19 protein-coding genes and 1 pseudogene are annotated in these 15,067 nt (G+C 66.5%); 2 read left to right on the top strand and 18 right to left on the bottom strand.

Features of this window, described 5'->3' with window-relative positions; genetic code table 11:
- The first annotated feature begins 91 nt into the window (after window positions 1-91).
- Together QM019_RS06315 and QM019_RS06310 are read left to right on the top strand one after the other, a co-directional pair.
- On the top strand, window positions 92-1,288 hold the full coding sequence (locus QM019_RS06315; RefSeq protein ID WP_282852302.1) for a CaiB/BaiF CoA transferase family protein: 1,197 nt from the start codon (window positions 92-94) through the stop codon (window positions 1,286-1,288).
- A complete protein-coding gene (locus QM019_RS06310) occupies window positions 1,281-2,444 on the top strand; it encodes an acyl-CoA dehydrogenase family protein (protein WP_282852301.1) in 1,164 nt (387 codons plus the stop codon). Before QM019_RS06315 ends, QM019_RS06310 begins: the two co-directional genes overlap by 8 nt.
- A 65-nt stretch (window positions 2,445-2,509) precedes the next feature.
- Here QM019_RS06310 and QM019_RS06305 read toward each other — a convergent pair whose 3' ends face one another.
- The 18 genes and pseudogenes from QM019_RS06305 to rplN form a co-directional block, all read right to left on the bottom strand.
- Entirely contained in the window at window positions 2,510-3,703 is a 1,194-nt protein-coding gene (locus QM019_RS06305; RefSeq protein WP_282852300.1) for a type III PLP-dependent enzyme domain-containing protein, read from the bottom strand.
- Window positions 3,700-4,323 carry a sugar transferase gene (locus QM019_RS06300; RefSeq protein WP_282852299.1) on the bottom strand — a complete coding sequence of 208 codons (624 nt, stop codon included), beginning with the start codon at window positions 4,321-4,323 and terminating at the stop codon, window positions 3,700-3,702. Before QM019_RS06300 ends, QM019_RS06305 begins: the two co-directional genes overlap by 4 nt.
- Window positions 4,301-5,398, bottom strand: a complete 1,098-nt coding sequence (locus QM019_RS06295; RefSeq protein ID WP_282852298.1) for an ATP-grasp domain-containing protein — start codon at window positions 5,396-5,398, stop codon at window positions 4,301-4,303. The genes QM019_RS06300 and QM019_RS06295 overlap by 23 nt, the downstream gene beginning before the upstream one ends.
- Entirely contained in the window at window positions 5,391-6,449 is a 1,059-nt protein-coding gene (locus QM019_RS06290; RefSeq protein ID WP_282852297.1) for a GNAT family N-acetyltransferase, read from the bottom strand. The genes QM019_RS06295 and QM019_RS06290 overlap by 8 nt, the downstream gene beginning before the upstream one ends.
- Window positions 6,450-6,485: 36 nt before the next feature.
- Window positions 6,486-7,595, bottom strand: coding sequence for a GNAT family N-acetyltransferase (locus QM019_RS06285; RefSeq protein WP_282852296.1), 1,110 nt, complete (start codon window positions 7,593-7,595; stop codon window positions 6,486-6,488).
- Between the two features lie 107 nt (window positions 7,596-7,702).
- The gene (locus tag QM019_RS06280; protein ID WP_282852295.1) at window positions 7,703-8,311 is read right to left on the bottom strand and encodes a GNAT family N-acetyltransferase; all 609 of its coding nucleotides are present in this window, start codon (window positions 8,309-8,311) and stop codon (window positions 7,703-7,705) included.
- Window positions 8,312-8,401: 90 nt separating this feature from the next.
- Complete coding sequence (locus tag QM019_RS06275) at window positions 8,402-8,707, bottom strand: hypothetical protein (RefSeq protein ID WP_282852294.1); 306 nt, start codon at window positions 8,705-8,707, stop codon at window positions 8,402-8,404.
- A 158-nt stretch (window positions 8,708-8,865) separates the two neighbouring features.
- Window positions 8,866-9,462 (bottom strand): adenylate kinase, encoded by a 597-nt coding sequence (locus QM019_RS06270; protein ID WP_282852293.1) that lies wholly within the window; start codon window positions 9,460-9,462, stop codon window positions 8,866-8,868.
- Window positions 9,459-10,820 (bottom strand): preprotein translocase subunit SecY, encoded by a 1,362-nt coding sequence (gene secY / locus QM019_RS06265; RefSeq protein WP_282826501.1) that lies wholly within the window; start codon window positions 10,818-10,820, stop codon window positions 9,459-9,461. The genes QM019_RS06270 and secY overlap by 4 nt, the downstream gene beginning before the upstream one ends.
- Before the next feature lie 72 nt (window positions 10,821-10,892).
- Window positions 10,893-11,363, bottom strand: coding sequence for a 50S ribosomal protein L15 (gene rplO / locus QM019_RS06260; RefSeq protein WP_282852292.1), 471 nt, complete (start codon window positions 11,361-11,363; stop codon window positions 10,893-10,895).
- Window positions 11,363-11,551 carry a 50S ribosomal protein L30 gene (rpmD, locus tag QM019_RS06255; RefSeq protein WP_125106985.1) on the bottom strand — a complete coding sequence of 63 codons (189 nt, stop codon included), beginning with the start codon at window positions 11,549-11,551 and terminating at the stop codon, window positions 11,363-11,365. Before rpmD ends, rplO begins: the two co-directional genes overlap by 1 nt.
- A complete protein-coding gene (gene rpsE / locus QM019_RS06250) occupies window positions 11,551-12,243 on the bottom strand; it encodes a 30S ribosomal protein S5 (RefSeq protein WP_125107446.1) in 693 nt (230 codons plus the stop codon). Before rpsE ends, rpmD begins: the two co-directional genes overlap by 1 nt.
- Window positions 12,244-12,275: 32 nt before the next feature.
- Window positions 12,276-12,635 carry a 50S ribosomal protein L18 gene (gene rplR / locus QM019_RS06245; RefSeq protein ID WP_125106984.1) on the bottom strand — a complete coding sequence of 120 codons (360 nt, stop codon included), beginning with the start codon at window positions 12,633-12,635 and terminating at the stop codon, window positions 12,276-12,278.
- Between the two features lie 2 nt (window positions 12,636-12,637).
- Window positions 12,638-13,174: a 50S ribosomal protein L6 gene (gene rplF / locus QM019_RS06240; protein ID WP_282852291.1), complete on the bottom strand. Its 537-nt coding sequence runs from the start codon at window positions 13,172-13,174 to the stop codon at window positions 12,638-12,640.
- Between the two features lie 6 nt (window positions 13,175-13,180).
- On the bottom strand, window positions 13,181-13,579 hold the full coding sequence (gene rpsH / locus QM019_RS06235) for a 30S ribosomal protein S8 (RefSeq protein WP_125106982.1): 399 nt from the start codon (window positions 13,577-13,579) through the stop codon (window positions 13,181-13,183).
- A gap of 106 nt (window positions 13,580-13,685) precedes the next feature.
- Window positions 13,686-14,267, bottom strand: coding sequence for a 50S ribosomal protein L5 (gene rplE, locus QM019_RS06230; RefSeq protein ID WP_125106981.1), 582 nt, complete (start codon window positions 14,265-14,267; stop codon window positions 13,686-13,688).
- 66 nt (window positions 14,268-14,333) lie between these two features.
- A pseudogene (rplX, locus tag QM019_RS06225) lies at window positions 14,334-14,672 on the bottom strand (50S ribosomal protein L24); the annotation flags it as partial.
- Window positions 14,673-14,675: 3 nt separating this feature from the next.
- On the bottom strand, window positions 14,676-15,044 hold the full coding sequence (rplN, locus tag QM019_RS06220; protein WP_125106979.1) for a 50S ribosomal protein L14: 369 nt from the start codon (window positions 15,042-15,044) through the stop codon (window positions 14,676-14,678).
- Between the last annotated feature and the right edge of the window lie 23 nt (window positions 15,045-15,067).

The following is a 15,067-nucleotide window of genomic DNA, read 5'->3' as shown; positions in this document are numbered from 1 at the left end:
AGTTTCAGTTGAGGATTGGAACTGACCCGGCCTACCTGCCTACGATGACTTCGGGGATCGCGCGCAACGATGCGCGGCCCCGGGGAGCAACATGACGACACCACAGCAGCCGGCCGGACCCCTCGCGGGCCTGCGCGTGCTTGATCTTTCGCGGATTCTTGCCGGGCCCATGGCCGCGATGACACTCGCCGATCTCGGCGCCGAGGTGGTCAAGGTCGAGCGCGCCGGTGCGGGCGACGACACCCGCGCCTGGGGCCCGCCCTACGCCGAGGACGGCACCGCCACCTACTTCCAGACGGCGAACCGCAATAAACAGTCGGTCGCGTTGGATTTCACGAACGAAGACGACCTCCGCGTCGTGCGCGGCCTGATCCGCGACGCCGACATCGCCGTCGACAACTTCCTGCCAGGCGCCCTTGACCGCCTTGGCATCGGCCACGACGCGATGCGCGAACTCAACCCCCGCATCGTCACCGCCACGATCTCGGGCTTCGGCTCGGCGGGCGGCGCTAGCCGACCCGGCTACGACTTCGTCGTGCAGGCCCTCAGCGGCCTCATGGACGTGACGGGCGAGCGCGACGGCGCCGCCATGAAGGTCGGCGTCGCGCTCGTCGACATCCTCGCGGCGAAGGATCTCACCATCGGCGTGCTTGCGGCGCTCCGGCATCGCGACGCGACCGGCGCGGGCATGCACGTCGAGGTCAATCTGCTCTCGAGCATCCAGCAGGCCCTCGCGAACCAGTCGCAGGCCGTCGTCGGCGCCGGTGCCTCCCCCACCCGCCTGGGGAACATGCATCCGTCGATCTGCCCCTACGAGTCGCTGCCCTGCGCTGAGGGTGAGCTCGCCGTGGCGGTCGGCAACGATAAGCAGTTCCGCGTGTTCGCGCGCGAGCTCGGCGTGCCGCAGCTCGCCGACGACGAGCGCTTCGCGACGAATCCGCTGCGCGTCGAGCACCGGGAAGAGCTGCGGCCGCTGCTGAGCGAGGCCCTCGCCGCCAAGTCCGCGGCTGAGTGGCAAGACCAACTCGTGCCCGCCGGCCTCGCGGTCGGCAAGGTCAACACGATCGCCGAGGGCATCGCGCTCGCGCAAGACCTCGGCATCGACCCCGTCGTGCCGCTCGAGCGCGACGGCGTTGCTTCGAGCGGTCTACGCCACCCCATCCGCTACACCCCAGAGTTCCCTCTGCCGCTCGTCGGCCCGCCAGCCCTCGACGCCGACGGCGACGAGATCCGCGCGCGCTACCGAGACACCGACGCCCCGAACACCGAAAGGCCCAGCAATGTCTGAACTGACCGACCTGCTCAACCTCGAAGCCGAGTTCACCGAAGACGAGCTCGCGCTGCGCGACCGCGTGCGTGAATTCGTCGACCGCCGCATCCGCCCGAACATCGAGCAGTGGTACGAGGACGCGGTGTTCCCGACCGAGATCATCCCCGAGATGGCCGAGCTCGGCCTGCTCGGCATGCACATCAAGGGCTACGGCTGCGCAGGCCGCAGCGCGACCGAATACGGCATCGCCATGCAGGAGCTCGAGGCGGGCGACTCGGGTCTGCGCACCTTCGTGTCGGTGCAGGGCTCGCTCGCGATGAGCGCAATCGCGAAGCACGGCTCTGAGGAGCAGAAGGAGCACTGGCTGCCCGAGATGGCCGCCGGCCGTGTCGTCGGTTGCTTCGCCCTCACCGAGCCCGAGGCCGGCAGCGACCCGGCCGGGATGCAGACGACCGCCGTGCGCGACGGCGACGGCTGGGTGCTCAACGGCTCGAAGCGCTGGATCGGCCTTGGCACGATCGCGCAGATCGCCATCGTCTGGGCAAAGACCGACGAGGGCGTGCGCGGCTTTATCGTGCCGACCGACGCCGAGGGATTCACCGCGAAGGCGCTCGAGCCGAAGCTGTCGATGCGGGCGTCGATTCAAACCGAGCTCACGTTCGACAACATCCGGCTTACCGAGGCCGACCGTCTGCCGGGCGCGACGAGCCTGCGCGCGCCGTTCGAGTGCCTCAACGAGGCCCGCTACGGCATCGTGTGGGGCGCGATGGGGGCCGCCCGCGACGCCTTCGAGAAGGCCGCGAGCTACGCCGGCGAGCGTCACCAGTTCAACCGTCCGCTCTCGTCGTTCCAGCTCACACAGAAGAAGCTCACCGACATGGCCCTCGAGATCGTCAAGGGCCAGCTGCTCTCGCTGCGCATCGGCCGCCTCAAGGACGCCGGCAAGCTCGAGCGCCACATGATCTCGGTGGGCAAGCTCAACAACTGCCGCGCCGCGATCGAGATCTGCCGTGAGGCCCGCACGATCCTCGGCGGCAACGGCATCCTGCTCGAGAACTCGGTGCTGCGCCACGCGAACAACCTCGAGTCGGTGCGCACCTACGAGGGCACCGACGAGGTCCACACCCTCATCATCGGCCAGCACCTCACGGGCCGAAACGCCTTCGCCAACTAACCCTTCTGCGTTGAGTGGTCACTTTTTGTAGTTCTGACGGCGTCGAAACTACAAAAAGTGACCACTCAACTTTCTGGCGAGAGCCAAGAGTTGCCTCTGAGGTAATCCGAGACGGATGCGCGCTCGCGGACCCGCGTGTAGGCACCGGCGGCGTCGCGCACGTAGACCGCGGGCGGAAGCTCGATGAACGTCGACTGGTACGACATCGTGTAGGCGCCGACGTTGCGGAACACGAGTCGGTCGCCGACTCGCAGCTCACGCTCATCCTCGAGCGTGAGCAGCCGGTCGTCCTCCATGCAGGTGAAGCCGCTCACGATCTGCGTCGGCACGGTCGCCGACGACGCCGTCGTGAGGTCGACGGCGAAGGGCCGGCGCCGGCGAAAGAGCGGGTCGAGGTCGGTGCGGCTCGTGTCGGTCACGACGATGCGGTTGTCGCCGACCCACTTCACGTCGACGACGCTTGCGTGAAACTCGATCGGCACCGCCGTGAGCGAGCCGCCCGGCTCGACGATGAGCCGAGTACGGGCGGGGTCGACCGCACCGACGAGGCACTCGCGAATGGCGCCGACGTAGTCGTCGAACGTCGGGCTGTCGTCGAGGCTGCCGAAGAAGCCGCCGCCGATGTCAACCCAGTCGAGCTCGAGCCCGCGCTCGGCGATGAGCTCGGCCGCGAGGGAGGCGGATGCACGATACACGTCGACCGACTGGCTCCGTGAGTTTCGGTGCATGTGCAGCCCCGCGAGGCGCACTCCCCCGGTGCGCAGCCGCGCGATCGCCGCATCGAGCTCACCGTTTTCGACGTTGAAGCCGAAGCGGCTGCCCGCAGCGCCCGTCGTGCTCTCGCCCGGCACCCGCGCCTCGAGGTCCCAGTTCACCCGCAGGCCCACCGCGAGCCCCGCATCCGGCTGCTCTCGGCCGAGCTCGGCCGCCCACTCCACCTCGCGCTTCGCGTCGAGGTTCACCATCGAACCTGCCGCAAGCGCCGCGCGCAAGCGCTCGCGGCCCTTGGCCGGGCCGTTGTAGACGATTCGCTCGGGTGGGTAGCCGAGGGCGAGGGCGAGCTCGTATTCGTGGTCTGAAACGACCTCGGCCCACACGCCCCGATTGCGCAGGTGCGAGATCAGCCACGGCAGCGCGTTCGTCTTGAACGAGTACGACAGGATGGAGTTCGGCCAGTGCCGTTCGAGGGCCGCCTCGAAGCGGCCAGCGAACAGCGTGAGGAGCGGCTCGTCGACGACGAAGGCGGGCGTCGGGATCATGCCGTCGGCTCCTCGCGAAATGCCTCGCGCGTCACATGGCCGTCCGCCGAAATACCATCGCGGCGCAGCACCGTCGTAACGGTGCGCACGAGGATGCGCAGGTCGAGCCCCGCGCTGCGGTGGTCGACGTACTCGATGTCGAGGTCGAAGATCTCGTCCCACTCGAGCGAGTTGCGGCCGCTGACCTGCGCGAGCCCGGTGATGCCGGGGCGCACTTCGTGGCGGCGCGCCTGCCGCGGCGTGTAGGCCTCGAGGTAGTGCACAAGCAGCGGCCGGGGCCCAACCACGCTCATGTCGCCGCGCACCACGTTCCAGAGCGACGGCAGTTCGTCGAGACTCGTCGCGCGCAGCGCGCTGCCGAACGGCGTCAGGCGGTCCTCGTCCTCGAGCAGTCGGCCCTGCGCATCCCGATCGTCGAGCATGCTGCGAAACTTCAGCAGCGTAAAGGTGCGCCCGTCTCGGCCAGCCCGCGCCTGCCGGAACAGCACCGGTGCGCCGAGCTTGATGCGCACCGCGAGCGCGGTGCCGACAATCACCGGCGAGAGCACGATGAGGCCGGCGGCCGCGGCGACGATGTCAAGGCCGCGCTTCACGAGGTCAAACCGTCGCGGTGGCGCCATGGGAGTACTCCGGAGGGTTGCGGGCCTGCTCGGGCTCGGGGTGTGCGACAGCGAGTACCTCGACAGCCTTGGCGGCGATCGTGCCCGGCCGGGCGCGGAGCCAGTCGGCGTCGGGCGTCCGGCCAAGCGCCCAGGCGACGTACGCGGCGGGGATGTCGGCCCCGGCGACGTGCGAAAGCGGATAGCCGCCGCCGAAGCGCGGGTTGACGTCGATGACCGACAGTAACCCCGCATCCGTACGGATCACGTCGAGATCGACAAGCCCGCGGTGCCCGAGCGCCCGCGCGACGCCCCGCGCGAGACCGAGGTAGGGCGTCGCGTCGACCGACTCGGCGCGATCGGTCTCGCCGGCGCGCATCGCGATCTTGCGGCGCACGAGCGCGGTTGCAAACCCGCCGCGCAGGTCGGTGACGACGTCGACGCCGTGCTCGGTGCCCTGCAGCCGCGGCTGCACGACGATGAGCTCATCGGCCGCGTCGGGGTCGGCCTCACCGCGTCCGTCGCGGTGGGTCACTTCGGCGCGGGCGCGGGCGATCGCCTCGTGCAGGGATGCGGCGCGCGCGAACCCGAGGCCGCGGGAGCCGCTGCCGTAGCGGCCTTTCACGACGAACTCGTCGGCACCGAGGCGCTCCTTCAGCGCATCTGGGCCGAGGCGCAACGCCGTCGAGGCGAGCAGCGTCTCGGGGCTCGTCACGCCCGTATCGGCGAGCAGCTGCGCCATCGCCAGCTTGTCTTCGATTGTGCGCTGGCGCCGCGCGTCGAGCCGCACGAGGGCATCGAAGGCCGACCGATCTTCGAGCCTGGCCCAGCGCGAGAGCTCGAAGTCGTTGATACTCACGGCGAGCGTCACTGCCTCGCGGCGCAGCGTCGCCTCGAGCCAGTCGCCGTAACCGGGGTCGACCACCGGCATCGCCGCGACAAAGGCGTCGGCGACGGCGGCCGCTGGCGAGCACGGGTCGAGGTCGGCGACCACGACCCGACCGGCGACGCGATTGCGACGCAACGCCTCGCGAAACCACCGCACGAGGTACGGCCGGCGTCCGCCCGACGCGACGAGCACCGTGAAATCAGACATGGGCCGGCTCGCTCGCTACCTTGGTGGCTGGCTGCAGGTACGGCGGGAAGAACTCGTCGGCGCGGCCCACCACGCGCTCCGGTGCGCGCTCCCAGAGCGCGCAGAGACGGCCGTACTCGACCGGGTCGACAACGATCCGCACGCTCGACGCGGCGGGTTGCACCTTCGTGAGGCCGGCCTTGAAGTACCGCAGCGACTCCTGCGCGCCGCCGTCGAGGAAGTAGTCGTGCAGGCCGTGCTCGTGCGCCCACGCCAACTCGCTGTCGTAGAGGCCGACCTGGGGCACCTGCCGCTGATAGTCGGGATGCACGCCCACATAGAGCAGCTCGGCGATGCCGTCACACTGCGCGACGAGGTGCCCCACCGCGAGCTGCCCGTCGACAATGGTGGCCCACAGCGCGAGGTGCTCGCCGAGGTTGTCGCGGAGCTGCTCGAAGAATTCGAGCGAGAAGCGGTAATCGTCGCTCGCGCCGACGCGATCCATCGTAAGCGAGTAGAGGCGGTGGAACTGCTCGAGGTAGCGCCATTCGGTGTCGGGTTCGCAGTGCAAGCCCTGGTTATGGAATTTCCGGATGCCGCGCTGATGGTTCACGCGCATCCCGGCCCGGATCTCGGCGAGGGGCCGGTCGAGCGGGATGTCGAAGGTCGGCCCGTGGTCGACGATCGCGCCGAAGGGCGCGAAGTCCGCGCCGTCGGGGTCGAGCAGCGGATGCAGTCGCAGGAACAGCGTGACTACCCCACGCGACTGCAGGAAGTCGAGCAGCTCCCGAACTGCCCCGCGGCGCCACTGCGCCGTTGCACCCTCCGAGAAGATCGGCGACGAGCGCACCTCGGAGGACGTCGCGTGCACCGAGTCACCCGGGCCGACGAGCAACCGCAGCGGCACCGCGAGCACACCCTCCGCATCCTGCACGACGAGTAGCTGCGAGGGATGCCCCCGGAACGCGTCATAGGCGGCGAGCGCCGTCGGCAGGTGGTCGACGCCGTGCCGTAGTCGGGTCAGGAGTGCTGGCCAGCGCTGGTCATCAAGTTCAAGGAGTTCAACGTCCAACTCAGCGGCTGCCCTTCTCGTGCGGTGAATCGCGGATTACAACCCCGCCAGATCTCTGATGGTGGCAGAGTGATCATCAGCCGAGCACCCGGGGACGTGGCTTTCACCCCCGAGGCTCACCCCGGGCTGGCGGTAGGGCGGGAAGAACTCGTCGGCGTGCGACACGCTGCGCCCCGCGGCGCGTTCCCACAAGGCACACTGTCGCCCAAACTCAACCGGGTCGATGACGATGCGGGCGCTGACGGCGACCGGTCGATGCTCGGTCATGCCCGCCTTGAAGCGGCGCAGCAACTCGTACGCGGCCCCGTCGAAGAAGTAGTTCTGCGCTCGGCGCGAGAGCGCCCACTGCACCTCGGCGTCGTAGGTACCGATGTGCGGAATCTCCTTGTGAAACTCGTGGTTCATCGCTCCGTAGAGCCCCTGCACCGTGCCGCCGCACTCCGTGACGATACTGCCCATCGCCAGCACGCCGTCGACCTCGAGCGTCCAGAGCGAAACGTGCTCACCGAGGGTGTCGCGCAGCCGCTCGAAATAGTCGAGGGTAAAGCGGAAGTCATCGCTCGCGCCGACCCGCTCCATCGTCTGCGCGTAGATCGTGTGGAAGTCGGCGAGCCACTCCCAGTCGGGGTCGGGCGCATAGTCGTACCCGGCCGCCTGAAACTTGCGGATGCCGCGCCGGTGGCTCTTGCTCATCCCCGAGCGGATGTCGTCGAGCGAGCGGTCGAGCTTGATGTTGAACGTCGGCCCGTGCTTCACCACCGCGCCGGAGCGAGAGAACTCGCCCACCGATGACTCGAGCAGCGGATGAAACCGCAGGAACAACGAGGCGACGTCACGGCTGCGCAGAAACATGAGCAGTTCGCGGATCGCCTCGCGGCGCCACTCGACCGAGGTGCCGTCGGTGAACAGCGGCGCCGAACGCACCTCGGACGAAGCTGCGTCGAGGCTCCCGCCATCGCTGTGCTGGATGCGCAGGGGCACGAGCAGCGCGCGCCCATCGTCCTCGACGACCGCCAGTTGCGAGGCCCCACCGCGAAAGGCATCGTGTGCGGCGAGATACGCCGGCAAGTGATCAACGTCGTGTTGCACGGTCGCGAGCAGCGCATCCCATCGCTCGTCGCCAATGTCGAGTAGGTTTGCGTGCATGCGCTCCGGCGCCCCTCTCAGCCTCTGCGGCCTTTCGGGGTGTCGTCGGCCGCCGTGCTTCGAGGCTCTCAGAGATCGCGAGGGTCACCGATGAATGTCGCCAGCTTTCACCCCGCGGAATGCCCCGTCAAGGCCCCGAGCCGCGCGCCGTCGCGATAGGGCGGGAAGAATTCGTCGGTTCGGCCCACCATGCCGCCTGTCTGGTGCTGCCAAGCCTCGCATCGGCGCCCGAACTCGGCGTGGTCGACAACAATGCGCGCGCTGTACTCGGCGGGTCGCACCTTCGTGATGCCTGCTTTGAACTGGTGCAGCGACTCGGTGCCCGCGCCGCCAATGAAATAGTCGCGGTGACCCGTCGCGTGCGCCCACTCGAGTTCCTGGTCGTAGAGCCCGACCTGCGGCACCCGGCTGTGGAAATCGGGGTGCACTCCCGCGTAGAGCCCCTGCACGATGCCGCCGCAGTCGGTGACGAGATGCGCTGCGACGATCTGCTCACCGGAGCGGAGCACCCAGAGCGCCACGCGGTTGCCAAGCCCGACCACCAAATCCTGGAAGTAGGCGAGCGAGAAGTGGAACTCACCACGCGCATGCACCCGCTGCATCGTGAGTTCATAGAGCTCGTGGAAGGCCGCGAGATCGTCACAGCCGGGCTCTCGCTCGAAGCGGAAATCACTCGCTTGGAGCTTGCGGATGCTCTGGCAATGGCTGCGGCGCATATTCGCCCGGATCTCCTCGAGCGGATGATCGAGTGGGATGTCGTAGGTCGGCCCGTGCTCGACGATGGCGCCGTAGGGCGCGAAGTCGCTTCAATACCCCTCGAGCAGGGGGTGGAAGCGGAGGAACAGCGAAACGGTGCCGGAATCGCGCAGATGGTCGAGGAGCGCCCGGATGGCAGCGGATCGCCAGGCCGCGCTCGTGCCCTCGGTGAAGAGCGGCGCCGCGCGGAGTTCTGCTGATGCCGCGTCTTGCATCCCTCCCGGCAGCTCGATGAACTGCAGCGGCACGGCGAACACGACGTCGCCTTCGCTCACGTGGGCGAGGAGCGAGGTACTTCCCCGCCGTCGATCGCTCGCCGCGAGGTAGCCGGGAAGGTGGTCAATGTCGTGTCGCACACGGGCAAGGAGCGCGGCTCAGCGCTCATCCTCGTGGTCAAGAAGTTGAACTTCCATGTTGCCTTCTCTCTGGACCGTCCAAGAGGGAACGCTAGACCTGCCGCACACGAAAGGAGCGGGTGAACCTGTTTAGGATCACCCCCCTCCTCACGCTGTTGTTAGGCGCGCGGCACTCGAGCATCGAGCGCGTCGAGGATGCGCTGTGCGACTTCCTCGACCGTGCCCATGCCGTCGACCTTGACGAGCGAGCCACGCTGTTCGTACACACCGAGGATCGGCGCAGTCTCGCTCGCGTAGACGTCCTGGCGGTGGCGGATGACCTCTTCGGTGTCGTCGACGCGACCAAGCTCCTGCGCGCGCTTGAGCAGACGGGCTACCACGGCATCCGTGTCGACCTCGAGCTGCACTACCGCGTCGATGGCCTGGCCGTCGGCCTCGAGCAACCCCGTGAGGAAGTCGACCTGGCCGAGCGTGCGTGGATAACCGTCAAGCAGGAAGCCGTTCTGTGCGTCGTCCTTACCGATGCGGTCCTGGACGAGCTCGTTGGTCAACGAGTCGGGCACAAGCTCACCAGCGGCAGTGATCTCCTGCACCTTCTTGCCGAGCTCGGTGCCGTTCTTGATGTTCTCGCGGAAGATGTCTCCGGTCGAGATGGCGGGGATGCCGTAAGCCTCGGCGAGGCCGGTTGCCTGGGTGCCCTTGCCCGCGCCGGGAGGGCCAACAATCAGCAGTCGAGCGGGTGCAGTTTGCGTCATCGCAGAAGTCCTTCGTAGTTGCGTTGCTGGAGCTGGGCGTCGATCTGTTTCACAGTTTCAAGACCGACACCAACGAGGATCAGGATAGACGCACCGCCGAGGGGGAAGTTCTGGTTCGCCCCAACTGTGGCGAGTGCGATGAGCGGCAGCAGCGCAATGACGCCGAGGTAGATCGACCCCGGGAAGGTGATGCGGTTGAGCACGTGCGCGAGGTAATCGGCGGTCGGCTGGCCTGCGCGGATGCCCGGCACGAAGCCGCCCTGTCGGCGCATGTTCTCGGCGACCTCGTCGGGGTTGAACGCGATGTAGACGTAGAAGTACGCGAACCCGATGGTGAGCAGGAAGTACGTCAGCATGTACGGCCAGGTGTCGCCCGAAACGAAGTTGTTCTGAATCCAGATGACCCACTCGGGCGCGGTCGTGCCATCGGTCGGCGTGTTAAATTGCGCGACCAGCGACGGCAGCATCAGCAGCGACGATGCGAAGATGACCGGGATCACGCCGGCCTGGTTTACCTTGATCGGGATGTAGGTCGACTGGCCGCCATAGGTGCGGCGACCGACCATGCGGCGCGCGTACTGCACCGGGATGCGTCGCTGCGACTGCTCGACGTAGATGACGGCCACGAGCACGACGAACGCGAGCAGGAGGACGACCGCGAAGGTGATGCCGCCGCCAGTGCCGCTCATGAGCGACCACATGGCCTGCGGGAACGAGGCGCAGATCGAGGTGAAGATGAGCAGCGACATGCCGTTGCCGACGCCGCGCTCGGTGATGAGCTCACCGAACCACATGATGGCGGCGGTACCCGCGGTCATCGCGGTGACCATGATCACCATGCGGATGATGTTGGTCGTCACGTCGAAGCCAGTCGTCTCGGCAACGAGGTCGAGGACGTTCGAACAGGCCGCGTCGGTGTTGGCGCCGAAGAGACCTCCGGTGCGGGCGACGGTGAGCAGCGTAGTCGCCTGCAGCACCGCTAGGGCGATGGTGAGGTAACGCGTGTACTGCGTCAACTTCGTCTGGCCCGACTGACCCTCCTTGTGCAGCGCCTCAAAGTGCGGCACGACGACGCGAAGCAGCTGGATGATGATCGACGCGGTGATGTACGGCATGATGCCGAGCGCGAAGATCGACAGCTGCATGAGCGCGCCGCCCGAGAAGAGATTGAGCATCGAGAACAGGTTCGTCTGTCCATCGGTGTTCATGCCGTCCACACAGGTCTGCACGTTCGCGAAGTTCACGTGCGGCGCCGGGATGGTGGTACCCAACCGGTAAAGGGCGATCATGCCGAGTGTGAACAGGATCTTGCGTCGAAGATCCGGTGTTCGGAACACCCGTGAGATAGCACTGAACACGCGGGAAGCCTGCTTTCCTAATGTGGACAAACGAGAACGGGGCCGGTGAAAGCCGGCCCCGTTCTCGGGAAACTACTTGATGGAGCCGCCAGCGTCGACGATCTTCTGCTCTGCTGAGCTCGAGACCTTGTCGACGGCAAGATTCAGCTTAACGGTTACTTCGCCAGTACCGAGAACCTTGACGAGCTCGTTCTTGCGAACGAGGCCCTTCTTCACGAGGTCCTCGATGGTGACGTCGCCACCCTGCGGGTAGGCCTGCTCCAGCTGGAACAGGTTCACCACCTGGTACTCCTTGCGGAACGGGTTCTTGAACCCGCGCAGCTTCGGGGTACGCATGTGCTGCGGCATCTGGCCACCCTCGAATCCGAGGCGCACGGTCGTACGAGCCTTCGAACCCTTGGTACCGCGACCAGCGGTCTTGCCCTTCGAGCCCTCACCGCGACCCTTACGGATGCGCGACTTCTTGGCTCCCGGAGCCGGACGGAGGTCGTGCAGCTTGAGCTTGCCTTCCTCGGGTCCGGTCGTGTTCTCGTTGTTCGTCATTATTCGTTGATCTCCTCAACCTTGACCAGGTGAGCGACCGCACGCACATAGCCACGCAGCTGCTGGCTGTCCTCCCGGACAACCGAGTCGCCGATGCGCTTCAGGCCGAGCGAGCGCAGGGTTTCGCGCTGGTTCTGCTTTTCGCTAATGACCGACTTGATCTGGGTCACCTTGAGAGTCGTAGCCATTAGGCACCAACCTTTGCAGACTTGGCGGCCTCGTCGGCGGCGCGTGCCTGGTCGCGCAGGATGCGCTCCGGCACGACGTGCTCGACGTCGAGGCCACGACGGGCGGCGACGGCACGAGGCTCTTCGAGCAGCTTGAGCGCCTCAACCGTCGCGTGGACGATGTTGATGGTGTTCGACGAGCCGAGCGACTTGCTCAGGATGTCGTGGATACCAGCGCACTCGAGCACGGCGCGGACGGGACCACCTGCGATAACACCGGTACCCTGCGCGGCCGGGCGGAGGAGGACGACGCCAGCGCCGGCCTCACCCTGCACGGGGTGCGGGATGGTCTTGAGCACGCGGGGAACGCGGAAGAAGTTTTTCTTCGCTTCCTCGACGCCCTTCGCGATTGCCAGGGGCACTTCGCGTGCCTTGCCGTAGCCGACGCCCACGAGACCGTTGCCATCGCCAACGACGACGAGCGCGGTGAAGCTGAAGCGACGACCACCCTTGACGACCTTGGAGACGCGGTTGATGGTGACAACGCGCTCGAGGAACTCGTTCGCCTTGTCGTCCTCGCGGCCACGGCCACCACGGCCGCCACGGCCGCCGTCGCGCTGCTGGCGGTCGCGGTTGCCGCTGCGGCGCTCGCGTCCGTCTTCACGCAGGTTGGTCTCGCTCGAAGCGGCGGTCTCAACCGGGGTGTCGGTCATGTTGTCGGGGACGTTGTTCGTGTTGTTCTCGGTCACAGGTTCAGCCCTGCCTCTCGTGCTCCATCGGCAATCGCGGCGACACGGCCGGCGTACTTGTTTCCACCACGGTCGAACACGACGGTCTCGACTCCGGCTTCCTTGGCGCGCTCGGCAACCAGTTCGCCGACGCGACGAGCCTTGGCGGTCTTGTCACCGTCGAAGCTGCGAAGCTCGGCTTCCATGGTCGAGGCCGACGCGAGGGTGTGACCCTGGGCGTCGTCGATGACCTGGACGAACACGTGGCGAGCGGAACGGGTAACGGACAGACGGGGGCGCGCTGCGGTGCCCTCGATCTTCTTGCGCAGCCGGTTGTGGCGACGGCCACGGGCGGCCTGCTTGCTCTGCTGAGCCATGCTTACTTACCAGCCTTTCCGGCCTTGCGGCGTACCTGCTCGCCCGCGTAGCGGATGCCCTTGCCCTTGTAGGGCTCCGGCGGACGAATCTTGCGGATGTTCGCAGCGGTCTCGCCGACCAGCTGCTTGTCGATGCCCGAGATCGAGATCTTGTTCTGACCCTCGACCTTGAAGGTGATGCCTTCGGGGGCGGGCACGTTGACCGGGTGCGAGAAGCCAAGCGCGAACTCGAGGTCCGAGCCCTTGGCCATCACGCGGTAACCGGTTCCAACGACCTCGAGGTCCTTGGTGTAACCATCGGTCACGCCGATGATGTTGTTGAAGATGAGGGTGCGGGTCAGACCGTGCAGGGCACGCGACTCACGCTCGTCGTCGGGGCGGGTGACGAGCACCTGGCCCTCTTCGACCTTCACCTCGATGGGCTGGGCGACGGTGAGTTTGAGCTCACCCTTGGGGCCCTTAACCGAGACGAGTGCGCCGTCAAGCTTGACCTCAACGCCGGCGGGAATTTCGATGGGGAGACGTCCAATACGCGACATTCTGGATCACCATACGTAGGCGAGGACTTCCCCACCCACGCCCTTCTGCTCGGCCTCGCGGTCAGTCAGCATGCCGGAGGAAGTGGACAGGATCGCGATGCCGAGGCCACCAAGAACGGTGGGCAGCTCGGTCGACTTCGCGTAGACGCGCAGACCCGGCTTCGAGACGCGCTTGATGCCCGACAGAGCGGGGCGGCGGTCCTGGCCGAACTTGAGCGAGACGCTGAGGGTCTCACCAACGCGAGCGTCCTCGACGCTCCAGTCGGTGATGTAACCCTCGCGCTTGAGGATCTCTGCGATGTTCTTCTTGAGCTTCGAACCCGGCATCGACACTGCGTCGTGGTGGGCGTTGCTCGCGTTGCGCAGACGGGTAAGCATGTCTGCGACGGGGTCGGTCATAGTCATGACTCGATATTTCCTTTCGCCTGGTTTCGACGCACCGTACACGGCACGCCGACCTGTGGTGTTGCCCGCCGGGGGTTCCCGGCGGGCAATGGGCCAAACGTAGAGTCTACTTCAGGCCCGCGGTGAAGGGGAAGCCGAGAGCGCGAAGCAGTGCGCGGCCGCTCTCGTCGTCCTTCGCGGTGGTGACCACGGTGATGTCCATACCGCGGGTGCGGTCGATCCGGTCCGGGTCGATCTCGTGGAACATAACCTGCTCCGTGAGACCAAAGGTGTAGTTGCCGTTGCCGTCAAACTGCTTGTCCGAGAGGCCGCGGAAGTCGCGGATACGGGGCAGTGCGAGCGCCAGGAGGCGGTCGAGGAACTCCCACATGCGGTCACCGCGGAGGGTGACGTGGGTACCGATGGGCTGGCCTTCGCGCAGCTTGAACTGCGCGATCGACTTGCGCGCGCGGGTCACCTTCGGCTTCTGGCCGGTGATCTGGGTAAGGTCGCTGATCGCGCCCTCGATCACCTTGCCGTCACGAGCTGCCTCGCCAACACCCATGTTCACGACGATCTTCTCGAGACCCGGAATCTGGTGAACGTTGGCAACACCGAGCTCCTCCTGGAGCTTGGCCTTGAGTTCGTTGCGGTACTTGACCTTGAGTCGGGGCTGGATTTTGCCAGCCACCGTGGCAGTGTCAGTCATCTGCTACTCGCTGTCCTTCTTTGCTGCGGTCTTCTTCGTGGTCTTCTTCGCCGGCGCGGCAGCTGCGCTGTCGCGACGCGACGCCTTGAACTCACGAGTACGAACCGTCTTGGTAACGCCACCCTCGGTGACCTCTTCGACCTTGACGCCCACGCGGGCGGGCTTCCCGGTCTCGGGGTTCACGAGTGCAACGTTCGAAACGTGGATGGGGGCCTCGACGGTCTCGATGCCACCGGTCTTCGAACCACGCTGCGTCTGGCCGACGCGAGTGTGCTTCGTGGCGTAGTTGACGCCTTCAACGATGACGCGGCTCTGCGCGACGAGGACCTCGAGGACCTTGCCCTGCTTGCCCTTGTCGCTGCCGCTGATGACCTCAACGAGGTCGCCCTTGCGAATCTTCGCCATGAGTTAGAGCACCTCCGGAGCGAGCGAAATAATCTTCATGAACCGCTTGTCGCGCAGCTCACGGCCGATCGGGCCGAAGATGCGCGTACCGCGCGGTTCACCGTCGTTCTTGAGAATCACGGCAGCGTTCTCGTCGAACTTGATGTACGAACCGTCGACGCGACGGGTGGCCTTCTTCGTGCGAACGACGACCGCCTTGACGACGTCGCCCTTCTTCACGTTGCCGCCGGGGATCGCGTCCTTGACGGTCGCGACGATGACGTCACCGAGGCCGGCGTAGCGGCGACCCGAGCCACCCAGAACGCGGATGGTGAGGATCTCCTTGGCGCCGGTGTTATCGGCGACGCGGAGGCGGGATTCCTGCTGAATCATGTGTCAGTCTCCTTGGCTGTGTC

This window comes from Gulosibacter sediminis, from assembly GCF_030011715.1.
GTDB lineage: Bacteria > Actinomycetota > Actinomycetes > Actinomycetales > Microbacteriaceae > Gulosibacter > Gulosibacter sediminis.
Note: the sequence above shows the minus strand (reverse complement) of the source record. Positions and strands in the feature narration are given on the sequence as shown.

Bases quoted from the DNA above. Each gene is read 5' to 3' on its own strand.
- QM019_RS06315 (WP_282852302.1), top strand. From the start codon at position 92: ATGACGACACCACAGCAGCCGGCCGGACCCCTCGCGGGCCTGCGCGTG.
- QM019_RS06310 (WP_282852301.1), top strand. From the start codon at position 1,281: ATGTCTGAACTGACCGACCTGCTCAACCTCGAAGCCGAGTTCACCGAA.
- QM019_RS06305 (WP_282852300.1), bottom strand. From the start codon at position 3,703: ATGATCCCGACGCCCGCCTTCGTCGTCGACGAGCCGCTCCTCACGCTG.
- QM019_RS06300 (WP_282852299.1), bottom strand. From the start codon at position 4,323: ATGGCGCCACCGCGACGGTTTGACCTCGTGAAGCGCGGCCTTGACATC.
- QM019_RS06295 (WP_282852298.1), bottom strand. From the start codon at position 5,398: ATGTCTGATTTCACGGTGCTCGTCGCGTCGGGCGGACGCCGGCCGTAC.
- QM019_RS06285 (WP_282852296.1), bottom strand. From the start codon at position 7,595: ATGCACGCAAACCTACTCGACATTGGCGACGAGCGATGGGATGCGCTG.
- QM019_RS06280 (WP_282852295.1), bottom strand. From the start codon at position 8,311: ATGCGCCGCAGCCATTGCCAGAGCATCCGCAAGCTCCAAGCGAGTGAT.
- QM019_RS06270 (WP_282852293.1), bottom strand. From the start codon at position 9,462: ATGACGCAAACTGCACCCGCTCGACTGCTGATTGTTGGCCCTCCCGGC.
- rplO (WP_282852292.1), bottom strand. From the start codon at position 11,363: ATGACGAACAACGAGAACACGACCGGACCCGAGGAAGGCAAGCTCAAG.
- rpmD (WP_125106985.1), bottom strand. From the start codon at position 11,551: ATGGCTACGACTCTCAAGGTGACCCAGATCAAGTCGGTCATTAGCGAA.
- rpsE (WP_125107446.1), bottom strand. From the start codon at position 12,243: ATGACCGACACCCCGGTTGAGACCGCCGCTTCGAGCGAGACCAACCTG.
- rplR (WP_125106984.1), bottom strand. From the start codon at position 12,635: ATGGCTCAGCAGAGCAAGCAGGCCGCCCGTGGCCGTCGCCACAACCGG.
- rplF (WP_282852291.1), bottom strand. From the start codon at position 13,174: ATGTCGCGTATTGGACGTCTCCCCATCGAAATTCCCGCCGGCGTTGAG.
- rpsH (WP_125106982.1), bottom strand. From the start codon at position 13,579: ATGACTATGACCGACCCCGTCGCAGACATGCTTACCCGTCTGCGCAAC.
- rplE (WP_125106981.1), bottom strand. From the start codon at position 14,267: ATGACTGACACTGCCACGGTGGCTGGCAAAATCCAGCCCCGACTCAAG.
- rplN (WP_125106979.1), bottom strand. From the start codon at position 15,044: ATGATTCAGCAGGAATCCCGCCTCCGCGTCGCCGATAACACCGGCGCC.